The sequence below is a fragment of the Microbacterium protaetiae genome (assembly GCF_004135285.1).
GTDB lineage: Bacteria > Actinomycetota > Actinomycetes > Actinomycetales > Microbacteriaceae > Microbacterium > Microbacterium protaetiae.
Map to the genome: position 1 here is coordinate 400,030 of NZ_CP035494.1, position 17,461 is coordinate 417,490.

The window sequence follows — 17,461 nt, forward strand, 5'->3', positions numbered from 1 at the left end:
ATGCGCAGAACTACCCGAAAGGCCGCCGGCATCGTCGCCATGGCCTCCGTTCTCGCGCTCGCCCTCGCGGGTTGCGCGCGCGGTGGCGGCGGTGACGGGGGCGACGGCGGCACCGCGGCGGCCAGTCCCGGCATCACCGACACCACTGTCACGCTGGGCATCACGACACCGCTGAGCGGCACGACAGCCGGCCCCGGAACCTGCACGGTCGCCGGGATCACGGCGTACTTCGGTGCGAAGAACGCCGCCGACGGCGGCGTGAAGTTCGGCGACGGCAAGACGCGCAAGGTCGAGATCAAGGCCCTCGACGACGGATACGACCCGCAGAAGGCCAAGTCGAACTACGACCAGCTGAAAGACAGCGTGTTCGCGATGACCGCAGGGCTGGGCACGCCCACCAACCGCGCCTGGCGCGAGGCTGCCATCGCCGACAAGGTGCCGCAGGTACTGGTCATGACCGGCGACCCGATCTTCAGCGATCAGAAGCAGAGCCCGTGGCAGCTCGGGTTCGTGCCCACTTACATGAACGAGGGCGAGGCGTTCGGCAAGCTGCTCGCGGCATCCGGTGAAAACCACAAGGTCGTCATCCTGTCGCAGAACGACGACTACGGCGAGGGCTACGTCTCTGGCTTCAAGGACGGCATCAAGGACGCCTCGAACATCACCGTCGTCAAGGAGCTGACCTACGAGGCCACCGACACCTCGGTGGACGCGCAGATCACCGAGCTGGCATCGACGAAGGCCGATGTGATCTTCAACGCCATGTCGATCACGCCGTTGGCCATAGCGGCGCTGCAGAAGGCGCAGCAGCTGAACTGGAAGCCCAGCTGGTTCCTGCCCTCGAACACGTCGAGCCCGTCGGCGATCCTCGAGCCGGGCAAGGCCAGCGCGTTCCCGGGTGTGTACTCGGTGGCGTTCTCGCAGTCTGCCTCGTCTCCCGCGTTCGCGCAGACCGACGAGGGCACGCAGTTCCTCGCCGACCTGAAGGAGTATGCGAACTACAAGGACACCCCGGCGTTCCCGCACTGCATCTGGAGCTACCAGGTGGGCGCCATTCTGGATCAGGCGTTCCAGAAGACGACTGAGCCGACGCGCGACAACTTCATGACCGCGCTGCGTGGGATCTCCGACTACGTCGCCCCGTTCATGCTCGAGGGCACGTCGGTGAACACCACGCAAGACGGCCAGCCGGCCGTGTCGACCGTGGTCGTGCAGAAGTACAACGGCAAGGGCTACGACACGGTCGATTCGTTCGGCTGATCGGCGCTTGGGGCCCGGCCGGCACGCGTCCGGCCGGGCCCTCCCCCGCGCGGCGGCGCCCCACGGGGGAAATTCCATATGGAATTTCCCAGCCCACATGAAACTGCCGGCAGGATGATGTGGCGTGGGAAATTCCATATGGAATTTCCCGGGCGAAGGGCGGGCGGGATCAGTCCATCGAGCGGAGCAGGTCGACGATCCCGGCCAGGTGGGCGCGGGTCGCCTTCTCAGCGGCATCCGCATCATGCGCGAGGATCGCGTCGATGATCGCCACATGCTCGGGGGCGGATGTCGCGGCGCGACCGGGCACGAACGACAGACGGAACTGGTGCCGGGCCGACTGGGCCCGCAACCGCTCGAGCAGTTGCGTGGCCGTGGCGTGTCCGCTGATGTCGCGGATGCGCCGGTCGAGCTCTTGGTTCGCCCGCGAATACGCGACCAGGTCGCCGGCCTCGGCCGCCGACTCGATGTGCGCGCGCAGTTCGCGCAGCGCCGATCGATCGGCGGCGGCGAGGTTTTCAGCCGCCTTGCGGGCCACGAGCGATTCGAGTTCCATGCGCACCTCGACGATCTCAACCGCCTCGTCGACGGTGATGGCACGCACGCGCGCCCCGCGGTTGGGCAGCCGTTCGACGAGCCCCTCGCCGGTGAGGTTCAGCAGCGCCGTGCGCACCGATGCCCGCGACGCGCCGTAGCGCTCGCTCAGATCGGCTTCGATCAGACGCTGGTGCGGTGCGAACTCGGCGTTCTGAATGGCCTCGCGCAGCTGCTGCGTGAGGTCGGGTCCGGCCGTCTGCTCCGCCTCGATCGTCGTGGACACTGCGCCTCCCGTGTGCAGACCGGGCCGCGGCATCCGTCGTCGTCGGCCGCAGGCCGCGCTCCGAGGATATCGCGCGATCCGCGACTTGGCGACGAGATTCGCGATGATTTTGTCGCGAGTCTTGCATCCAGCGCCGTCGTGGTGCACGCTGAACCCATCGGCGCAAGGGCGCGCCGATGCGCGCCCGCGCACCCGAGCGGCGGGCGAGAAGAAAGGGGCGAAGAATGTCTCAGACAGCTGCTACGTCTGCCACGGTGCGGACGGGTTTGTTCATCGGTGGTGTGGAGCGGTTCACCGACGAGGTGCTGGCGGTGGCCGATCCGGGTAAGCCGGGCGTTGTGGTGGGTGAGGCGGCTTCCGCCTCGCCGGCCGACGTGGCCGATGCGGTGGCGGCGGCCAAGGCCGCCTACCCGGCCTGGGCGGGTCTGGGCGCTGCCGGGCGCGGGGCGGCGATGGCCGAGGCGATAGCCGGAGTGGCCGATGACAGAGACGAGGATGCCGCGATCCTCTCGCAAGAGAACGGCAAGATCCGGCTCGAAGCGTGGGTGGACGCCCTGGTGTTCGAGCTGCGCTGGAACCTGGCCCTGCAGGTGGCCGACCAGGTCGAGACCACCACGACACTGCCCGCGATCCCCGGCGCGATCCCGGTGAACACCACCGTCGCCTACCAGCCGCTGGGTGTGGTCTCGATCATCGTCCCCTTCAACTGGCCGATAGCGATCCTGGGCGCCTCCCTCCCCTACGCACTGCTGGCCGGGAACACCGTGGTCGTCAAGGCCCCGCCGACCACGCCGCTGGCCATCACCCGGGTCGTGCAGCGGGTGGCCGAGAAGCTGCCCGCCGGGGTGCTGAACGTGGTCAGCGGTCGTGACGAGAACATGTCCGGCCTGATCCAGAACCCGGACGTCGCCAAACTGTCGTTCACCGGCAGTGTCAACGGCGGCAAGCGGATGATGCAGATGGGCGCGACCACCCTGACCCGCGTCACCCTCGAACTGGGCGGCAACGACCCGGCCGTCTTCCTGGAAGACGCGATCATCGACGACGAACACCTTGACCGGCTCTACGCGGCCGTCTTCGACACGACCGGGCAGATCTGCATGAACGCGAAGCGGATCATCGTGCACCGGTCCCGCCTGAACGAGCTCGTCGCCGGGCTGACCACCCGCCTGGAGAAGGCCGTCCTCGGCTACGGGCTCGACGAGGCCACCACCATGGGACCGCTGAACTCTGCCGCGCAGAAAGCGTTCGTCGACGAGATCATCCAAGAAGCCAAGGACGCCGGAGCCGACGTGCGCGAGTTCGGCGAGCTTCCCGGCGGCGACCTCGAAGGCGGCAACTTCGTCCGGCCCGCGATCATCATCGATCCCGACCTGTCACTCCGCGTGGTCACCCAAGAACAATTCGGCCCTGTCATCCCCCTCATCCCCTTCGACGACGAAGACGAGGCCGTCCACCTGGCCAACGACACCTGGGCCGGCCTGTGCGGATCGGTCTGGACAGCATCGACGGATGCCGCACAACGCGTGGGCTCGCAACTGGAATGCGGCTACGTCTGGATCAACGACCACGGCGCCACCCGCCTCGACCTGCGCGCCCCCTTCGGCGGCATGAAAGGCTCCGGCTTCGGCCGCGAACAAGGCATCGAAGGCATCCGCGACTTCCAAGACACCCGCTCCATCGCCTTCCTCGACCCCGACGCCCTCGCAGCCATGGCACACTGAGCCGAGGCATCCATTCGTCAACCCAGGTTGACATGCGGAGGGCTGTCAACTACGGTTGACAGCGTGAGCGACCAGACACCGACCGCGGTGGGCGCCGGCGACGCCGGCGAACCCCTCGCCGCACTGCGCAGGCTGCAGGGTGCGCGCGCCGAGATCGCGCGCACCGAGGCCGAGCAGGTGCGCCGCGCCCGCGCCCAGGGATACTCGTGGGTCGCCATCGCCGACGCCCTCGGGGTGACCCGTCAGGCCGTCCATAAGAAATACGGACGAAGATGATAACCGGCACTCGCCCGCACCCGTCTCGCCCTCACCCCCGAGGAGACACCCCGCATGTCGTCATCCACTGCCACTGAACCACGCCGCTCGCTGTTCCGCCGCGGCACGCAGGACGGCCCGCGCGCCAGCATCCGCCAGTTGCTCCCCTACATCTTCGAGCACCGCGGCGTCATCACGATCGTCGTCATCCTGAGCATTCTCGGCGCCATCGCGAGCCTGGCCCAGCCGTTGGTCGTCGGCCAGCTGATCACGCGCGTGCAGTCCACGATTCCTCTGGGCTCGCTGGTCTGGGCGCTGGTCGCACTCGTGGTCGCGGCATCCATCCTCTCTGGCTACCAGCACTACCTGCTGCAGCGCACCGGCACCGCAGTGGTCTACTCCAGCCGCCGGCGCCTGATCGCCCGCATCCTGCACCTGCCGATCAGCGAGTTCGACGCCCGGCGCACCGGCGACCTCGTCTCACGCGTCGGGACCGACACGACGCTCTTGTATGCCGTGCTCACCCAGGGACTTGCCGACGCCGTGGGCAACGCGCTCATCTTCATCGGCGCGATGATCGCCATGACCATCATCGACCCGCTGCTGCTCGTGCTGATTCTCGTGGTGATCGGGGCCTCGGTCGGAGTGGTCGGCACCCTGTCGGGGCGCATCCGCAAGCACACCCGCGTGCAGCAGGAGAAAGTGGGCGAGCTGGCCTCGGGTGTCGAACGCGCCGTGGCCTCGATCCGCACGATCCGCGCGTCGGGCGCGGCCGACCGCGAGCAAGAGGCGATCACGACCGTGGCCCGCGAGACCTACGACGTCGGTGTGCGCATCGCCAAGGCCTCGGCGCTCGTGGTGCCGATCGCCGGCATCGCCCTGCAGGTCTCGCTGCTGGTCGTGCTGGGTGTGGGCGGCTATCGCGTGGCTGCCGGCGCGATCTCGATCGCCTCACTGGTGACGTTCGTGATGTTCCTGTTCATGCTCATCCAGCCCCTGGGCACCTTCTTCGGCGCGATCATGTCGGTAGGCCAGGCACTCGGCGCGCTCGGACGCATCCAAGAGGTGCTCGACCTTCCGGTCGAGACCGAGCATGACGCCGAGATCGCCGGGCGCGTGGCCTCTGCCTCCTCCTCGGCCGAGCCCTCGGCCGACTCCTCGGCCGAGCCGAGGGCAATGGCCCAGCCGAGGAGCGAGGGGCCCGATCTACTCCTCGCTTCGGCAGATCTCCTCGCCTCAGCCGAGGGCGGGCCCCGCGCCGCGGCATCCGCCCCCGCCATCGAGTTCCGTGACGTGCGCTTCGCCTACCCCGCCGCGGTGGTCGAGGCACGGCGCAAGACCGAGTCCGAAGCGCTCGCGCTGCTCGAGTCCGCCCGGGTGGACACCTCGGGTCTCGACGATGCCGAGCAGGTGGTGGATGCCGGTGGCGAGGTGCTCCACGGAGTCTCGTTCTCCGTTCCGCACGGCGCGCGCGTGGCACTGGTCGGGCCGTCGGGTGCCGGCAAATCGACGACGCTCGCCCTCATCGAGCGGTTCTACGACCCGACCGGCGGCGCGATCCTGCTGGGCGGGCAGGACGTGCGCAGTCTCGACCGCGACACCCTGCGCGCGCAGCTCGGGTACGTGGAGCAGGATGCCCCGACCCTGGCGGGCACCATCGCCGACAATCTGCGGCTGGCCTCGCCTGCGGCATCCGATGCCGACTGCGAGCGCGTGCTGCACGCCGTCAACCTCGGCGAAGTGCTGGAGCGCAGCGCGGCGGGCATCGACGCCCAGGTGGGCGAGGCCGGCGTCATGCTCTCGGGCGGCGAGCGCCAGCGGCTGGCGATCGCGCGGGCGCTGCTGGCCGCTCCCCCGATTCTGCTGCTGGACGAATCGACCTCGTCGCTCGATGGCCTGAACGAGCAGCGCATGCGCGAGGCCATTGACGCTGTCGCGACCGGCCGCACGCTGATCGTCATCGCCCATCGCCTGTCGACCGTGGTCGATTCCGACCACATCGTGGTGATGGACCACGGTCGTGTCGTCGGCCAGGGGACGCACTCCGAGCTGGTCGAGACGACACCGCTGTACCGCGACCTGGCGAAGCACCAGCTGCTGGTGTAGCGGTGTGTATCGCTGCGCCCGAGAAGTTTCTCTCCAGGGGTAAGGTCCGTTGATCCTTCGTCGGTGGCGTTGCGCCTACGCACTCATCTGCCTCGGTTTCGCGGCCTCAGCGGTATCGGCGTGTGCAGCGACGCCGCGTTTGGGGAACTCATCTTCTCCCAGCTCGCCGGCTCCTCAAGCGCATGATTCGAGTTCGAGCACCGCAGCGCAGCACCGCCCCGCCTTAACTGGAAAAACCTTGTAAAAACTTGGGAGCGTTCCTAAGCTGGGAGCGTGGACCGCACACACCCGCGGCCGGAACCCGAACCGGCCGGCGAGCGGGCACTCCCCGCTCCCGCAGATAAAGCACTCACCCCCGACACGCTGCACGACTTCCGCCGACAGCTCAAACAGCCGGAGGACACCATCGACCCGCGCACCTGGGCGGGTTCGGTGCCCGACGCGCGCGGCACCGCCCCGCACGTGCGCGTCGGCCGCGACAAATGGTTCAATCTGCTGTGGCTGATACCGCTGGGGTTCGTACTGCTGGTCGCCGCGATCGCCATCGCCCAGGGGCTGCGTGAGATCCCCGCGGTGCAGCAGTTCATGCAGCACTACCCCGGCACGATCCTGCGTCCCGATGCCGAGCAGACAGCCGGGTTCCCGGCGTGGGTGAGCTGGCAGCACTTCTTGAACTTGTTCCTGATGATCTTCATCATCCGCTCGGGCGTGCAGATTCTCACCGACCACCCGCGGCTGTACTGGACGCGGCATTCCACGCCGGGCAAGGAGTGGTTCCGCTTTCAGAAGCCCGTGCCCGAAGACCCGCTGTGGACCGCCAAGCAAGACTCGGTGAACGTGCCCAGCTGGGTCGGACTTCCGGGGCTGCGCCACTCGATCGGCCTCGCCCGCTGGTGGCACCTGGGCGTCGACACGCTGTGGCTGCTGAACGGCGTCGTGTTCGTGGTGCTCCTGTTCGTGACCGGGCACTGGGTGCGCGTCGTGCCCACGAGCTGGGACGTCTTTCCGAATGCCATCTCGGTCGCTATCCAGTACGCCTCGCTGGACTGGCCGCTCGAGAATGGATGGTGGGCGTACAACAGCCTGCAGCTGCTGGCCTACTTCATCACGATCTTCATCGCCGCGCCCCTCGCACTGATCACCGGACTCGGGATGTCGCCGGCACTGTCGACCCGACTGCGGTGGATCAGCTCGCGGTTCAGCATTCAGGCCGCACGCTCCCTGCACTTCTTGGTGCTGTGCTGGTTTCTGCTGTTCATCGTGGTGCACGTCACCCTGGTGTTCACGACCGGAGCACTGCGCAACCTCAACCACATGTACGCCGGCCGCAACGACCAGACGTGGGTGGGGTTCTGGATCTTCGCGGCATCGATGGTGGTCGTGATCGTCGGCTGGGTCGGGGCATCCCCCCTCACCCTGCGCAAGCCGCGCCTGATCCAGCGCGTGGGCTACGCACTGATCGGACCGGCCCAGCGCCTTTTCGAGCACGTCGATGCCAAGCCCGGCCAGTACACCGAGAAGGACATCTCGCCGTACCTCTGGCACAACGGCAAGTACCCCGAGACCGATGAGTACCGAGCCCTGTTCGAGAACAACTTCGCCGACTATCGACTGCAGATCAGCGGGCTGGTCGACAACCCGGTGCAGCTGAGCATGGCCGAGGTGCGGGCTCTGCCGTACCACGAGCAGATCACCCAGCACTTCTGCATTCAGGGATGGTCGGGAGTGGCCAAGTGGGGCGGCGTCTCGATGACGACGATCCTCGAGCTGGTAAAGCCCCGACCCGAGGCCAAGTGGGTCGTGTTCTATTCGCTGGGTGACGGACCCGACGGCGGTACGTACTATGACGCGCATCCGATCGAGCAGATGAGCTACCCGCTGACGATGCTCGCCTACGACATGAACGACGAGCCGCTCTCGTACGGGCACGGTGCTCCGTTGCGGCTGCGCAACGAGGTGCAGCTCGGGTTCAAGCTCGTCAAATGGATCCGCGGCATCGAGTTCGTCGCCGACTTCGCCGAGCTCGGCGGTGGCTACGGCGGCTACAACGAAGACCACGAGTTCTTCGGCTACCGCCAGTCGATCTGAGCCCGCTCCGCGCGCGCCCGGCCCGCACCGGCCTGCGCGGTGTGCGCCCGCGCACGGGCCACACCGGCCCGCCCGCGCCGTGCGCGCCCGCCCGCGCCCGCGCGGTGTGCGCCCGCCCGCACCCGCCCGGCCCACACTGGCCCGCGCTGGCCCACCCGCACCGCCCGCCCGCGCCCGCGCGGTGCGCACTCTCGCCGAGATAAGGGATTCCCCGCGAAACCAGGGGCGACGCCCCCGGTTTGGGCGAGAATCCCTTGTCTCGGCGATTTGAGCGCGAGGCGCGACGCGAGCGCGCGACGCGCGCCGCGCGACGCGAGCGCGCGACGCGGACGAACCGGCGAGCCACGGAAGAGGTTCGCGACTCGCCGGCCCCGACGCGACGCTCAGGACTGGGTGGCTTGCTTCAAGCGGTAGCGCAGCGCGGCCAGCTCGGCCTGCAGCGGCGCGGGAACGCGTCCGCCGAAGGTGGCGTAGAACTCCTCGGTGAGGTCGGCCTCTTGCGCCCACGTCGAGGGATCGACGGCGAACAGCTCGGCGAGGTCGTCGTCTGTGACATCCAGCCCGTCGAGATCGAGGTCCTGCGTGCGCGGCAGCCGCCCGATGGGGCTGTCCACGGCCGGGACCGCGCCGTCGACGCGACGGATGATCCACTCGATCACGCGCGAGTTGTCGCCGAACCCGGGCCACAGGAAGCGGCCGTCCGACCCCTTGCGGAACCAGTTGACCTGGAAGATGCGCGGTGCCTTGTCGAAGCGCAGCTTCTGCCCGACCGTGAGCCAGTGCCCGAAGTAGTCGGCCATGTTGTAGCCGCAGAACGGCAGCATCGCGAACGGGTCACGTCGCAGTTCGCCGACCGTGCCCTCAGCGGCGGCGGTGCGCTCGCTGGAGATGTTCGACCCGAGAAAAACGCCGTGCGTCCAGTCGGTCGCTTCCACCACCAGCGGCACGTTGGTCGCGCGTCGCCCACCGAACAGGATCGCGTCCAGCGGCACGGCCTCTTCCCAGTCTGCGGCGATCTGCGGGCACTGCGCCGCGCTGACCGTGAATCGCGAGTTCGGGTGAGCGGCCGGGCGACCCGACTCAGGCGTCCACGGGTTGCCCTGCCAGTCGGTCAGGCCCTCGGGAATGTGATCGGTCAGGCCCTCCCACCAGACGTCTCCGTCGGGGCGCAGCGCGACGTTCGTGAAGATCGTGTTGCCCCACAGCGTCTCGACCGCAGTGACGTTCGTCGATTCGCCGGTGCCGGGAGCCACGCCGAAGAAGCCCGCCTCGGGGTTGATCGCCCACAGGCGCCCGTCCTCACCCGGACGAATCCACGCGATGTCGTCGCCGAGCGTCTCGACCCGCCAGCCCGGGATGGTCGGACGCAGCATCGCAAGGTTCGTCTTACCGCATGCCGACGGGAAAGCCGCCGCCACGTGGTACTTCTTGCCCTCGGGTGAGATCACCCGAATGAGCAGCATGTGCTCGGCCAGCCATCCCTCGTTGCGCCCGATCACCGACGCGATGCGCAGTGCGAAGCACTTCTTCGCGAGGATCGCGTTGCCGCCGTAACCCGAGCCGTACGAGTAGACCTCGAGCGTGTCGGGAAAGTGCACGATGTACTTTTCGTCGTTGCACGGCCACGTGACATCCGCCTGCCCACTCTCCAGCGGCGCGCCCACCGAATGCACGGTCTTCACCCACGGCGCGCCGTCGGCGATCAGTTCGGTCACGCTCTCTCCGACGCGGGTCATGATGCCGATGGATGCCACGGCGTAGGCGCTGTCGGTCACCTGAACGCCGATGTGCGAAAGGGGACCACCCACCGCTCCCATCGAGAACGGGATGACGTACATGGTGCGCCCGCGCATCGAACCGGCGAACACACCGTTGAGGGTCTCGCGCATCTGGGCGGGATCGGCCCAGTTGTTGGTGGGGCCGGCGTCGATCTCTTCTGCCGAGCAGATGAACGTGCGCGCTTCGGTGCGCGCGACATCCTTGGGGTCGGAACGGGCCAGGTACGAACCCGGCCGCCACTCAGGATTCAGCTTGATGAGCTTGCCCTCATCGACCATCTCACGCAACAGCGCGTCGTTCTCGGCGCGCGAGCCGTCGACCCAGTGAATGCGATCGGGTGTGGTCAGCGCCGCGATCTCGTCGACCCAGTCGACGAGAGCCTGCATTCCAGGACCGTCGAAGTCGGGCCGGCGGCCGAAATCGCGAACGTCGCGCACGGGCCGCACGTTGGTCGGCGTGGTGCGGGTGAAGGACTCGGCAAGTGCCATGGCTGCTCCCATTCAGGCTCGTCGCGGTGACGATCAGATCGTCCCTGCACTCCACTCTCACAAGACTCTGGCGACTCTTTCCGCCCATTCGGGTGCAAAGAATCCACGTTCTTTCGGTATGCTCAAGGAATGCCTTCGACCGTCGAACTCGCGACTCTGGGACACCGCATCCGCCACCACCGGCTGCGCATCGGACTCACCCTCGACGAGCTCGGGGCCCAGGTGGGGGTTGCCGGCAGCCACCTGAGCCTCATCGAGAACGGCAAGCGCGAGCCCAAGCTGTCGTTACTGCAGCAGATCGCCAAGGCCACCGGCACCGATGTCACCGACCTGCTCTCGGCCGAGCCGCCGAACCGCCGCGCCGCCCTCGAGATCGAACTCGACCGCGCACAGGCGAGCACGATCTTTCAGCGCCTGGGCATTCCCCCGGTGAAGGTCACCAAGGGCATCAGTGACGAGACGCTCGAATCGGTGCTCGGTCTGCACCGCGAACTGCAGCGCCGTGAGCGCGAGGCCATCGCGACGCCCGAAGAGGCGCGACGGGCCAATACCGAGCTGCGGCTGCAGATGCGCACGAAGAACAACTACCTGCCCGAGATCGAGAAGCTCGCCGAGAAGCAGCTGAAGGCGGCCGGGCATGGCTCCGGCGCGCTCACACACCGCACCGTGAGCATCATGGCCGAGCAGCTCGGCTTCGAGCTCATCTACGTGAACGACCTGCCGCACTCGGCCCGGTCGGTCACCGACCTCGAGAACGGGCGAATCTATCTGCCTCCGGCATCCATTCCCGGCGGCCACGGTCTGCGGTCAATGGCGCTGCAGGCCATGGCGCACCGGCTGCTCGGACATCAGCCGCCCACCGACTACGCCGACTTTCTGCGCCAGCGCCTGGAGATCAACTACTACGCCGCGTGCTGTCTGATGCCCGAGACGGCGGCGGTCGCGTTTCTGCAGCAGGCCAAGAAAGATCGCAACCTGGCCGTGGAAGACTTCCGCGATGCGTTCGGTGTCACGCATGAAGCGGCGGGCATGCGCATGACGAACCTCGTCACGCAGCACCTGGGCATCGCGCTGCACTTTCTGCGGGTCGACGGTTCGGGAGCCATCTCGCGGGTGTACGAGAACGACGGTCTTCCACTGCCGGCCGATGTCACCGGGGCCGTGGAGGGACAGGTCGTGTGCCGCCACTTCTCGGCCCGGTCGGCGTTCGCCGAGCAGAACCGCACCACCGAGCACTACCAGTACACCGACACGCCCGCCGGCACATTCTGGTGCGCGACGCAGACCGGCGCGACGTCGGATGGCGAGTTCTCCATCACGGTGGGGGTGCCCTTCGACGATGCGAAGTGGTTCCGCGGGCGCGAGACGCCGCAGCGTGCCACCTCGACCTGCCCCGACGAGTCATGCTGCCATCGCCCTGACCCCGATCTGACCGCGCGGTGGGCGGGCAAGGCGTGGCCGAGCGCGCGCGTACACATGCAGATGTTCTCGCCGCTGCCGCGCGGGGCCTTCCCCGGCGTGGACGACAGCGAGGTCTACGCGTTCCTCGACAAGCACGCAGCGGAATAGGGATGCCGCAGGGGCGGAGCGCGCGGAGGCCACAGTCCCCGGCGCCCGCGGCGCCGCCGCGCTCTGTCTTCCGCCGCCGCCTTCCGCGAACGCCACAGTCCCCGGCGTCCTGCCACCGCCCGCGCTACCGTTTTCCGCGAACGCGCATGCGATTCGCGGGCGCGTTCGCAGAAAGCTGCAGCGCAATGAGAATGCCCGATGGTGGCGCCGACTGCCACGTCATCTCACCCCGCGATGAACCGGGAGTAGCGGTCGAGCGCCGCGGCGAGCGCGTCTTCGTCGACCTCATACCCGTCGAACAGTTCCGGCACCGGCATCTCGTTGTGCCGCCCCACTGCGCGTGAGTGGTTCCAGATTCCCGCCACCTCTCCCTCCGCCAGAATGACCGGTCGCACCATCCCGTTGCCGCCGGTCGTGACGACGGCCAACGCCGCGTCATCGGCGGCCACCGAGCGATCCGCGTAGGCGATCACGTATTCCTCATAAGAGGGCAGCACCCGCACGGTCGGGACGTGGGGCTCACGCCGCGGCGGCGCGGATGCCGCGAACACACCGTCTTCGACCTCGCGGACGCGCTCGACCGCACGCGCGGCGGCCGCGCGTGCGGCCGTCAGTGGCAGCCCGGCCCACCAGGCGAAGTCGCCGGCGGAGGCCGGTCCGTGCCCGATGATGTAACGGACGAACATCTCGCCGACGGGGTCGGCGGGCGTCGCGGCATCCCTCACCCACTCCTCCGCCAGCACGAGGTACTGGTCGCGTGTGAGCCCCTCTGTGCGCGTCACCACCGGCCCCTGCACCAGAACGCCGCGTACCGACAGCGCGAACAGCAGCTGCAGACCCCGTCCGGCGCCAGGATCGATGCCGCCGGCGGTGAGCATGTCGAGCGCCTCGGTGCGGGTGAGCCGCCCGCCGCCGCGAAGCCCCGCGCGCAGCAGGGTCTCGGCGCGCGCGACCGTCGCGTCGTCGAGCCCGAGAGTTCGCCGTAACGACGCGGCCTGCCGCCACTGACGCTCTCCGGTCACGCTCAGCACCCAGGGCAGGTCGGCGGCTGGGATCAGGTGGAGCGTTCCCCGCATCGTCCACGACCGCACGAGCGAACCGTCGTCGAACACCGCATCGACCTGCGACAGCCGGGGCTCGCCGCGGGTGCGGGATGCCAGAGCCCAGCGCCCGCCCCAAAAGTCTTGTGCCTGCACGGCGAGCATGTGGCCGGCGGCACGCTGCACGGTCGCCGCGGGTGCGTCAAGCCGATGCGAGCGCAGACGTTCGGAGCGCAATGCGGTGAGATCCATTCCCCCATCATGACGGCGGGTTCGGACAATCGCCGGGAGCTGACGCACTCGCCCGAGTCGGTTCGTCTACACTGGTGGAAAATACGTACCGCGTTTGCGTCCAAGGAAGGACCTTCATGACCACTCCCGTCGCCCTCGGCACTCCGCAGCACGCTCCTGTCCCCTTCGATCCCGAGATCCAGGCTGCACTCGATGCGATGCCGCAGATGCCACCAATGACCCGCGAGACGCTGCGCGGCGGCCCGGCGATGCCGTTCCCGAGCAACGACGAGATCATCGGTGACCGGGCCATCGACTGGGAGGACCGGGTCATCCCCGGCCCCGCCGGTGCGCCCGACATCGAGGTGACGATCTATCGCCCGCGCGCCACCGAGGGGCGCGCACTGCCGGCCGTGTACAACATCCACGGCGGCGGCATGATCGTCGGCCATCGCTCATGGGAGGCCGGCCGGGTCATCGACATCGTCGCCGAACTCGGCGTCGTCGGCGTGAACGTCGAGTACCGGCTGGCGCCAGAAAACCCCTTCCCCGCCGGGGCTGAGGACTGCTACGCGGGCTTCGTCTGGCTCGCCGAAAACGCGGCCGAGCTCGGTGTCGACCCCGGGCGCATCGTCGTGATGGGCGGTTCCGCCGGGGGCGGGTTCAGCGCTGCCGTGGCCCTGATGGCGCGCGACCGTAAGGGTCCGCAGATGGCGGGCCAGCTTCTGCTGTGCCCCATGATCGACAACACGAACAGCACCGTCTCGAGCCTGCAGTACGACGGGATCGGTACGTGGCAGCGTGACGCGAACCTGCTCGCCTGGTCGTGCGTGCTTGGCGACGACGAGGCCTTCTCCACAACCGCCCCCGCCTACGCGGCACCCTCGCGAGCGACCGAGCTGTCGGATCTGCCCCCAGCGTTCATCGAGGTCGGCTCGGCGGAAATGTTCCGAGACGAGGATGTCGAGTACGCCTCGCGCATCTGGGCGACCGGTGGACAGGCGGAGCTGCACGTGTGGTCGGGCGGCTCACACGGTTTCGACATGTACATGCCGGGCAGCGCCCTGGCGCGGGCGGCACTCGCCGCGCGCTCGTCGTGGCTGCGCCGAGTGCTGGCGGTGTGAACATGGCGCTCATCCCCGTCCCCTACGACCCCGAACTCGTCCCGGGGCTGAACGCCTTCCTCGCGAACGTCGAGGCCACGCCCTTGGTGGGTGACACTATCGCGCACAATCGCATGCACTTCACACAGCTGACCCCGCCCGTCGGGCAGCAGATCGCCGGGCGCGAGGTCACGGCCGAAGAACGAAGCATCCTGGGCCCGGCTGGCCCGCTCGAGATCACGATCATCCGCCCCGCCGAGCCGCGGCCGTACCCTGTTGCGGGTGCGCTGTCCATCCATGGCGGAGGGATGATCCTCGGCACGCGCGCGTTCGGCACCGGTGAGATCATCGACTACGCCGAGCGGTACGGCATGGTCGGGATCTCGGTGGAATACCGGCTGGCACCCGAGTCGCCCGGTCCCGCGCAGGGCGAAGACTGCTATGCGGCGCTCGTCTGGTTCGCCGAACACGCCGAGGAACTGGGCGTCGACCCCGAACGGATCATCGCGACCGGCGCCAGCGCCGGCGGCGGACTCTCTGCGATCGTCGCGCTCATGGCGCGCGATCGACAGGGACCGACGCTTGCCGGTCAGCTGCTGAACTGCCCCATGCTCGACGACCGCAACGAGACCGTGTCGTCGCACCAGTACGACGGTATCGGCGCGTGGGACCGCAACAACAACCACACCGCCTGGAACGCCATCTGCGGCGCGGATCGGTTCACCGACCGCGTGTCGCCCTACACCGCGGCATCCCGCGCCACTGATCTGGCGAACCTGCCCCCAGCCTTCATTGAAGTCGGGGCCGCGGAGGTGTTCCGCGACGAGGCCGTCGACTACGCCACCCGCATCTGGGCGGCCGGCGGGCAGGCTGAGTTGCACGTGTCGGCCGGCGGCTTCCACGGGTTCAGTGGGTTCGCCCCCGACGCCGAGGTCTCGCGGGCGGCGAACGCCGCCCGCGAGAGCTGGCTGCGCCGGATCCTCGGCGTTTCGTGACTGCGGCGAGGGCGATGCCTGTGCGCATGTCGGTGCTGCGCGCGATGCTCGTACTCGGCGTGCTGGAGGCGTTCGGGCCGCTCTCGATGGACGTCTACATGCCGCAACTGCCGCATCTGGCACGCGGCTTCGACGTGCCTGACTCGCTCGCGCAGGCAACGATGTCGGCGTGCATGATCGGGCTGGGGCTGGGTCAGCTCATCGCCGGGCCTCTCAGCGACCGTTTCGGCCGGCGGCGTCCCCTCGTCATCGGCGTGGCCGCGTTCGCGGTGCTGTCGGGGGCGTGCGCCGTCGCTCCGTCGATTCAGATCCTCCTTGTCGCGCGGTTCCTGCAGGGCGTGGCGGGGTCCGCGGGTTTGGTCATCTCGATGGCGGTGGCCCGCGACATGTTCAGCGGCGTCGAGCTGTCGCGCATGCTGTCGATGCTCGCGCTCGTGTCGGGGTCGGCACCGGTGGTCGCCCCCCTGATCGGCGGTCAGCTCGCGCTGTTCATGGACTGGCGCGGGGTGTTCTGGGTGCTCACGGGTGTGGGCGTAGCACTCGTCGCGCTCGTGCTCTTCGGCCTGCCCGAGACGCTCGCGGCCGGCGTGCGGCACAGCGGAGGATTCGTCGAGCTGCGTCGACACATGGCAGCCGTGCTGCGCGACCGGCTGTTCGTCGCCGTGCTCGTGGTGGGTGCGACCAGCGGCATCGGGTTCTTCGCCTACCTCTCGATGTCGAGCTTCGTGCTTGAGCAGGAGTTCGGTCTCACCCCGCAACAGTTCAGCTTCGTGTTCGCCGCAAACGCGGTCGCCAACATCGTCGGCGGGCAGCTGAGCCGGCTGATCGTCGCACGGATGACTCCGCAGCGTGTCTACCTGCTCGGGGCCCTCGCCACCGCGACGGCGACCGTCGCGCTCTTCGTATGGGCGCTGGTCGGAGCAGGCCTGGGCGCCATCGTCGTCGCGCTGGTCCTCTTCATGTTCTGCGTCGGCTTATCGGGGCCGAACGGCACGACGCTGGCCCTCACACACCACGGATCGCGGGCGGGCACCGCAGCGGCCGTGATGGGGATGTCGTCGTTCGTCGTCGGCCCGATCGTGGCACCGCTGATCTCCTCGTGGGGGACCACGGCCGTGGTCATGGCGGCCACGATGGCCGCGGCATCCATCGTCGGCGCAACCGTCGCATGGTTCGCGGTGCGACCAGCCGCCCGTGGTGTCGCGGCGGATGCCACGCCCGCTTCCCCCGCCGAGGCTTGACGGGAGTCATCCCGGAACAGGAAGGACGATCCCCACGCAGCGAGGTCAGGGAGCGCGGCGCCAGCCTGCCAGAAGCTGCGCAAGCATTTCCTCGCGGCGCGGTGCCCGCGCCAGCGGCGAGGCCTGCACCTGGCGCAATTGCAGTGCTTCGCACACCGCTAACACGGCGTCGGCCAGCCCGCGCACGGGGGTCGCGGCATCCAGGTCGCCGTCGGCGACGGCCTCGTCGAGGTGGCGGGCCATCCCCTCGCCCCATGCGCGCTCGACGCCACGCGTGAGCTCGCGGAACTCCTCATGCGCGGGCAGCAGCCCCCAGAAGCTCACCACAACCGTCGCCTCATTGCGGGTCTGCGCATCGTGCGGCACGATCTCTCGGATCATCGCCCGCACGGCATCGAGCCCCCGTCGGCCCTCGAGCGCCGCCTGGATACGCGCATCGCTCTCACGGTAGACGCGCTCGAACGCCGCGCGCACCACCTCGTCGAACCCACCGAAATAGTGCCACAGCGCGCCGGCGGCGATGCCAGCCTCGTCAGCGAGCACACGGCTCGTTGCCGCCGCGACGCCCGAGCGCGCGACGATGCGCAGATACGCGTCGACGATCTGGGCGCGGCGCTGGTCGGGGTCCACGCGTCTGGGCACTCTTCGATCATGCCCGCTCGTCCGACTCCGATGGGGTCGACGCGCGGCATTCTCGGAGTATTATTGAGCAACCGCTCAAACTTACGTGTGCGCCCGCGCACGGCTTGGAGAGGATTCGCA

General features: G+C 68.5%; 13 protein-coding genes. 9 read left to right on the forward strand and 4 right to left on the reverse strand.

Going from position 1 to position 17,461, the window contains the following annotated elements; genetic code table 11:
* A complete protein-coding gene (locus ET475_RS01845) occupies nt 1-1,260 on the forward strand; it encodes an ABC transporter substrate-binding protein (protein ID WP_129385483.1) in 1,260 nt (419 codons plus the stop codon).
* Nucleotides 1,261-1,429: 169 nt separating this feature from the next.
* Here the strand turns inward: ET475_RS01845 and ET475_RS01850 are convergent, their stop codons facing one another.
* A complete protein-coding gene (locus ET475_RS01850) occupies nt 1,430-2,080 on the reverse strand; it encodes a GntR family transcriptional regulator (protein WP_242497726.1) in 651 nt (216 codons plus the stop codon).
* A gap of 224 nt (nt 2,081-2,304) precedes the next feature.
* On the opposite strand from ET475_RS01850, the gene ET475_RS01855 reads away from it, so the two are divergent.
* The 4 genes from ET475_RS01855 (at nt 2,305) to ET475_RS01870 (ending at nt 8,253) form a co-directional block, all read left to right on the forward strand.
* Entirely contained in the window at nt 2,305-3,804 is a 1,500-nt protein-coding gene (locus tag ET475_RS01855) for an aldehyde dehydrogenase family protein (RefSeq protein WP_129385487.1), read from the forward strand.
* Nucleotides 3,805-3,867: 63 nt separating this feature from the next.
* Nucleotides 3,868-4,080 carry an AsnC family protein gene (locus ET475_RS01860; protein ID WP_129385489.1) on the forward strand — a complete coding sequence of 71 codons (213 nt, stop codon included), beginning with the start codon at nt 3,868-3,870 and terminating at the stop codon, nt 4,078-4,080.
* Between the two features lie 54 nt (nt 4,081-4,134).
* The gene (locus tag ET475_RS01865) at nt 4,135-6,165 is read left to right on the forward strand and encodes an ABC transporter ATP-binding protein (RefSeq protein ID WP_129385491.1); all 2,031 of its coding nucleotides are present in this window, start codon (nt 4,135-4,137) and stop codon (nt 6,163-6,165) included.
* 273 nt (nt 6,166-6,438) lie between these two features.
* Nucleotides 6,439-8,253 (forward strand): molybdopterin-dependent oxidoreductase, encoded by a 1,815-nt coding sequence (locus ET475_RS01870; protein WP_207205387.1) that lies wholly within the window; start codon nt 6,439-6,441, stop codon nt 8,251-8,253.
* A gap of 383 nt (nt 8,254-8,636) precedes the next feature.
* Here ET475_RS01870 and ET475_RS01875 read toward each other — a convergent pair whose 3' ends face one another.
* Nucleotides 8,637-10,520 (reverse strand): phosphoenolpyruvate carboxykinase (GTP), encoded by a 1,884-nt coding sequence (locus ET475_RS01875; RefSeq protein WP_129385493.1) that lies wholly within the window; start codon nt 10,518-10,520, stop codon nt 8,637-8,639.
* Between the two features lie 129 nt (nt 10,521-10,649).
* Here ET475_RS01875 and ET475_RS01880 point away from each other — a divergent pair, with 129 nt between their 5' ends.
* Entirely contained in the window at nt 10,650-12,089 is a 1,440-nt protein-coding gene (locus tag ET475_RS01880) for an XRE family transcriptional regulator (RefSeq protein ID WP_129385495.1), read from the forward strand.
* Between the two features lie 224 nt (nt 12,090-12,313).
* Here ET475_RS01880 and ET475_RS01885 read toward each other — a convergent pair whose 3' ends face one another.
* Nucleotides 12,314-13,381 (reverse strand): winged helix DNA-binding domain-containing protein, encoded by a 1,068-nt coding sequence (locus tag ET475_RS01885; protein WP_129385497.1) that lies wholly within the window; start codon nt 13,379-13,381, stop codon nt 12,314-12,316.
* 116 nt (nt 13,382-13,497) lie between these two features.
* Between ET475_RS01885 and ET475_RS01890 the strand changes: the two genes are divergently transcribed.
* Genes ET475_RS01890 through ET475_RS01900 form a run of 3 tightly spaced genes read left to right on the forward strand, consistent with a single transcriptional unit; the run spans nt 13,498 to nt 16,699 of the window.
* Nucleotides 13,498-14,484, forward strand: coding sequence for an alpha/beta hydrolase (locus ET475_RS01890; RefSeq protein WP_129385500.1), 987 nt, complete (start codon nt 13,498-13,500; stop codon nt 14,482-14,484).
* A gap of 2 nt (nt 14,485-14,486) precedes the next feature.
* Nucleotides 14,487-15,458, forward strand: a complete 972-nt coding sequence (locus tag ET475_RS01895) for an alpha/beta hydrolase (RefSeq protein ID WP_129385502.1) — start codon at nt 14,487-14,489, stop codon at nt 15,456-15,458.
* Nucleotides 15,459-15,472: 14 nt separating this feature from the next.
* Entirely contained in the window at nt 15,473-16,699 is a 1,227-nt protein-coding gene (locus ET475_RS01900; protein ID WP_242497727.1) for a multidrug effflux MFS transporter, read from the forward strand.
* Nucleotides 16,700-16,744: 45 nt separating this feature from the next.
* Here the strand turns inward: ET475_RS01900 and ET475_RS01905 are convergent, their stop codons facing one another.
* On the reverse strand, nt 16,745-17,341 hold the full coding sequence (locus ET475_RS01905; RefSeq protein WP_129385504.1) for a TetR/AcrR family transcriptional regulator: 597 nt from the start codon (nt 17,339-17,341) through the stop codon (nt 16,745-16,747).
* Nucleotides 17,342-17,461 lie beyond the last annotated feature (120 nt).

What these genes read in the sequence shown, in the direction of transcription:
- ET475_RS01845 (WP_129385483.1), top strand. Translation starts at nt 1, where the DNA reads ATGCGCAGAACTACCCGAAAGGCCGCCGGCATCGTCGCCATGGCCTCC.
- ET475_RS01855 (WP_129385487.1), top strand. Translation starts at nt 2,305, where the DNA reads ATGTCTCAGACAGCTGCTACGTCTGCCACGGTGCGGACGGGTTTGTTC.
- ET475_RS01865 (WP_129385491.1), top strand. Translation starts at nt 4,135, where the DNA reads ATGTCGTCATCCACTGCCACTGAACCACGCCGCTCGCTGTTCCGCCGC.
- ET475_RS01875 (WP_129385493.1), bottom strand. Translation starts at nt 10,520, where the DNA reads ATGGCACTTGCCGAGTCCTTCACCCGCACCACGCCGACCAACGTGCGG.
- ET475_RS01880 (WP_129385495.1), top strand. Translation starts at nt 10,650, where the DNA reads ATGCCTTCGACCGTCGAACTCGCGACTCTGGGACACCGCATCCGCCAC.
- ET475_RS01885 (WP_129385497.1), bottom strand. Translation starts at nt 13,381, where the DNA reads ATGGATCTCACCGCATTGCGCTCCGAACGTCTGCGCTCGCATCGGCTT.
- ET475_RS01890 (WP_129385500.1), top strand. Translation starts at nt 13,498, where the DNA reads ATGACCACTCCCGTCGCCCTCGGCACTCCGCAGCACGCTCCTGTCCCC.
- ET475_RS01895 (WP_129385502.1), top strand. Translation starts at nt 14,487, where the DNA reads ATGGCGCTCATCCCCGTCCCCTACGACCCCGAACTCGTCCCGGGGCTG.
- ET475_RS01900 (WP_242497727.1), top strand. Translation starts at nt 15,473, where the DNA reads ATGCCTGTGCGCATGTCGGTGCTGCGCGCGATGCTCGTACTCGGCGTG.